General features: G+C 71.2%; 4 protein-coding genes and 1 pseudogene. 1 reads left to right on the top strand and 4 read right to left on the bottom strand.

From position 1 onward, the window contains the following. Positions 1–746: pseudogene (locus FXN61_RS48025) on the bottom strand (HAMP domain-containing histidine kinase); the annotation flags it as partial. Next, a complete protein-coding gene (locus tag FXN61_RS48020) occupies positions 746–1420 on the bottom strand; it encodes a response regulator transcription factor (RefSeq protein WP_167980425.1) in 675 nt (224 codons plus the stop codon). The pseudogene FXN61_RS48025 and the gene FXN61_RS48020, both read right to left, overlap by 1 nt. A 31-nt stretch (positions 1421–1451) precedes the next feature. Between FXN61_RS48020 and hisN the strand changes: the two genes are divergently transcribed. Beyond that, entirely contained in the window at positions 1452–2231 is a 780-nt protein-coding gene (gene hisN, locus FXN61_RS48015) for a histidinol-phosphatase (RefSeq protein WP_312878564.1), read from the top strand. Here the strand turns inward: hisN and FXN61_RS48010 are convergent. Then, the gene (locus tag FXN61_RS48010; RefSeq protein WP_167980423.1) at positions 2212–2466 is read right to left on the bottom strand and encodes a hypothetical protein; all 255 of its coding nucleotides are present in this window, start codon (positions 2464–2466) and stop codon (positions 2212–2214) included. The genes hisN and FXN61_RS48010 overlap by 20 nt on opposite strands. Continuing rightward, positions 2463–3817, bottom strand: a 1355-nt coding sequence (locus FXN61_RS54980; RefSeq protein WP_167980422.1) for a TNT domain-containing protein, incomplete at its 5' end; no start/stop codon positions are given. The genes FXN61_RS54980 and FXN61_RS48010, both read right to left, overlap by 4 nt.

The raw sequence follows: 3817 nt of genomic DNA, 5'->3' as shown, positions 1-3817 counted from the left end.
AGGCGTTCGGCCTGTTCGAGGGCGGCGCGGGCTTCGGCGGCCGTCTCGGGTTCCGGATGTTCTGCCAGTGCCTCCAGGCGCAGCTGCAGGGCGGTCAGGCGGCTGCGGAGCTGGTGGGAGACGTCGCCGACCAGCTCACGTTCGCGTTGGACGAGCCGGGCGAGGGCCGTGGCGGAGGTGTCGAGGGCCTCGGAGACCGCGTCCAGCTCGGAGATGTTGTAGCGCTGCTCGTCGGCGCGGAAGTCGCCGGCGCCCAGGCGGGACGCGCGAGCGGCCACGTAGACCAGGGGGCGGGCGAGCGTTTGCGCGGTCACGAGGGCGACGACGGTGCCGGTGCCGACGGATAGCGCGAGCAGGAGCAGCACCAGGCCCGCCACCTGCGCCTGGGTGGTGTGCATCGGACCGGAGGGGATCTCCAGCCGGACGGTGCCCTGCTGCGCTATCGGCAGTTCGACGGTCAGCGGGTCTTCGCCGGGTGAGGGGCCGGTGGAGCTGGTGGCGCCACCGGACATCACCGTGAGACGGCCGTCGGTGGGTATGGCGATCTTGACGGCCTCGATGTCGATGCCGCGCCGGTTGGCGAGCTGGTCGTCGAGCGTCGTCGCGATCTGCTGGGCGCGTTCGGTGAGGTCGCCGCGGGCGGTGTCCTCGACGAGCTGCAGCGCGGTGTAGCCGAGCGGGATGCCGAGCACGAAACCCGTGACGGCGACGGCGAGCAGGATCGCCCGCAGTATCCGGCGCCTCATCAGTCGGCGTTGAAGCGGAAACCGCGACCGCGCACGGTCGCGATGCGGCGCTCGGCCGAGTTCGGCGTGCCGTCACCGAGCTTCCGGCGCAGCCACGACATGTGCATGTCGAGCGTCTTGCTGCCCTTGAGGTCCGGGTCGTTCCACACCTCGGAGAGGATCTCGTCGCGGCTCACGACCTGCCCCGCGCGCTGGATGAGCACCTTGAGCAGCTCGAACTCCTTGTTCGCGAGCTGGATCTCCCCGCCGTCGACGGTGACGCGGCGGGCGGCCAGGTCGACGCGCACGCCGTTGACCTCCAGCGTTCCCGGTGCCCGGCGGCGCAGCAGGGCCCTGATGCGGGCCATCAGCTCGGCGAGACGGAACGGCTTGGCGACGTAGTCGTCCGCGCCCGCGTCGAGCCCGACCACGAAGTCGACCTCGTCCGCACGCGCTGTGAGCATCAGCACGGGTATGCCTCTGCCGTTCTGACGGAGTCTGCGGCACACCTCCAGGCCGTCCATGCCCGGCAGGCCGAGGTCCAGCACCAGGAGATCGATCCCCCCGGCGATGGCGGCTTCGAGGGCGCGCGGCCCGTCGCCCACGACCTGCACCGAATAGCCCTCCCGCGTCAACGCGCGGGAGAGAGGTTCCGCGATGGCCGGATCGTCCTCGGCCAGCAACACCACGCTCACGGGCCCAGCGTATTCGTGGAACGATCGCCGCGTGTCACGCCACGATGCTGATCTTGAACTCGCCCTCCGCCTCGCCGACGCCGCCGACGCGATCACCGCGACCCGATTCCGCGCACACGACCTCGCCGTCGAGCGCAAGCCGGACCGCACACCCGTCACCGATGCCGACGTCGCGGTCGAGGACGCGGTCAGGGCGGTGCTGGCCGCCGAACGCCCCGACGACGTCGTCATGGGCGAGGAGCGCGGCGGCACCCTGGACGCTTCGCGCGTCTGGGTGCTCGACCCCATCGACGGCACCAAGAACTTCCTGCGCGGCGTGCCGATCTGGGCGACGCTGATCGCCCTGGTCGTGGACGGGGTTCCCGTCGTGGGTGTCGTGTCGGCACCCGCGCTGGGCCGGCGCTGGTGGGCCGCTGCCGGTGGTGGCGCGTTCGCGTCGGATGCTTCCGGCGAACGCGCGATCTCCGTGTCCGGCGTGCGTTCTCTCGAGGACGCTTACGTGTCGACCACGGACATCAAGTCGTGGGTGGAGTACCACTCACGCGAGGCGTATCTGCGGTTGGTCGACGCGACCTGGGAGAGCCGCGCGTTCGGCGACTTCTACCAGCACTGCCTGGTCGCCGAGGGCGCCATCGACCTGGCACCCGAGGCCGTGGCGAACCCGTGGGACATCGCCCCGTTCCAGGTGCTGGTGACGGAGGCGGGTGGCCGTTTCACCTCACTGGACGGTGAGGAGCGCTACGACGGCGGCAGCGTGCTGACGTCGAACGGCCACCTGCACGACGCCGCGCTCAAGCTGTTGGCACGGTGAGGCTTCCGCGCGCGACCTGAGCCCAGGCGAGCCGGCCGAAGAGGTAGTGGCACGCCACGCTCTCGTCGTCGAACCGGGCCCAGTCGTAGCGGTTGCCCTGCTCCTGCCAGAACACCTCGTGGCCGGTCTCGTCGGTGAGGAGGCACCAGCGCTGGTCCGCCTCCTCACCGATGCTGACGACGTCGTCCGGCACGCCGATCCTGGTCAGCCACTCCGGCAGCGACTCGACGTTCATGCGGTGATCTCCGTGAGGTAGCCGAGCGCGACGAGGTCCGCGACGGGATAGGTGGTGCGGTACCGGCTTCCGCCACCGGGCTGGCCGAACCAGGGCGCGCTGATCGTGCGGTGGACGGGCAGGTCCCTGGTGACGCGGTACCTGCGGTAGCCCTCTTCCATGGCCTGAGGTGGCAGCGAACGTTCCTTGAAGGGCGTGCCCGCCGTGCTCAAGACGCGGCCCTCCGGGGTGCCGAACCTGTCGAGCTCGGCGCCTTCCTTCAGGACCTCGGGCTGGCTGTCCTCGTAGCCGCCTTCGCTTTCGACCGGCCAGCGCGGGGTGCCGTCCTCGTTCTGGAACAGGCTCTCCCAGTCGCGTTCGTGCATGCCGGCCAGCGGGTCGTAGCCCTCGAGGAGTTCCTGCACTGCCGGGTGTTCCTTGCCCAGGCCCTCGGACGGTTCCGACGGCTGCGGGAAGGAGGTGTCGACCAGGTCGGCCCGCGGGTGGTCCTGCGGAGCGAACCGGGGCACGACCTGCTGCTCGAGTTCCGGGACCGGCCGGGGCAGCTGGCGGGCGGGTTTCGGAGCGAGCCGCGGCGGCTGGCCCGCGGACAGGAAGATGGCCATGAACCAGCTGCCGGCCGCTGCCGCGGTGTAGGCGTGGCGGGCGATGTCGGAGGCGAGGCCGGGGTTGACCAGTGCCTGCGACTGGTCGCGGTTGTTCTCGAGGCGGTCGGTGAGGGCGCCGGAACCCTGCTGGCCGCCGGGATCGACACCGGCCATGGGACCTGAGGTGACGGTCTCGCCGGTGGGGCGGCCGGTACCGAGGTCGGCCCCAGGGACGGACCCTCCGGTAGGACGGCCAGTGCCGAGATCGACCGCAGATGCGGACCCTCCGGTAGGACGGCCAGTGCCGAGGTCGACACCGGCCACCGGAGCAGCGGGGGCGGCGATGGTGTCGCCGACCTTCTGTGTGCCGGGGGCCGAGGCGTCGGTGCCGGGTTCGCCGAGCTCCGGATCCTTGAACAGCGCGTCCTTCAGGGCGTCCTTGGCGTCCTTGCCGAGTGCGTCCTTGCCGCCTGCCGGACCCTGCTGTCCCTGGCCAGGTGCCTGGCTGCCGGACTGACCCGGCTGACCAGGTCCCTGGTTGCCGACCTGGCTCTGACCTGAGACCTGCTGGCCAGCCTGACCACCGAACTGACCCACCTGGCCCGCGCCCGGCAGGCCCGTCTTCGCGGCAGCGGCAGGCGCACCTGCCTTGGCCTCACCGACCTTGGCCTCACCAGCCTTCAGTTCGGCCGCCCTCGCCTCCGCGGCCTTGGCAGCCTGCTGAGCGGCCTGGCCCTGCTGACCGGGAGCCTGCGCACCACTCT

The organism is Lentzea indica (assembly GCF_012184385.1).
In the GTDB taxonomy this organism is placed as follows: Bacteria; Actinomycetota; Actinomycetes; order Mycobacteriales; family Pseudonocardiaceae; genus Lentzea; species Lentzea indica.
Note: the sequence above shows the minus strand (reverse complement) of the source record. Positions and strands in the feature narration are given on the sequence as shown.

Excerpts from the sequence above, each read along its gene's own strand:
- FXN61_RS48010 (WP_167980423.1), bottom strand. The coding sequence starts at position 2,466 with ATGAACGTCGAGTCGCTGCCGGAGTGGCTGACCAGGATCGGCGTGCCG.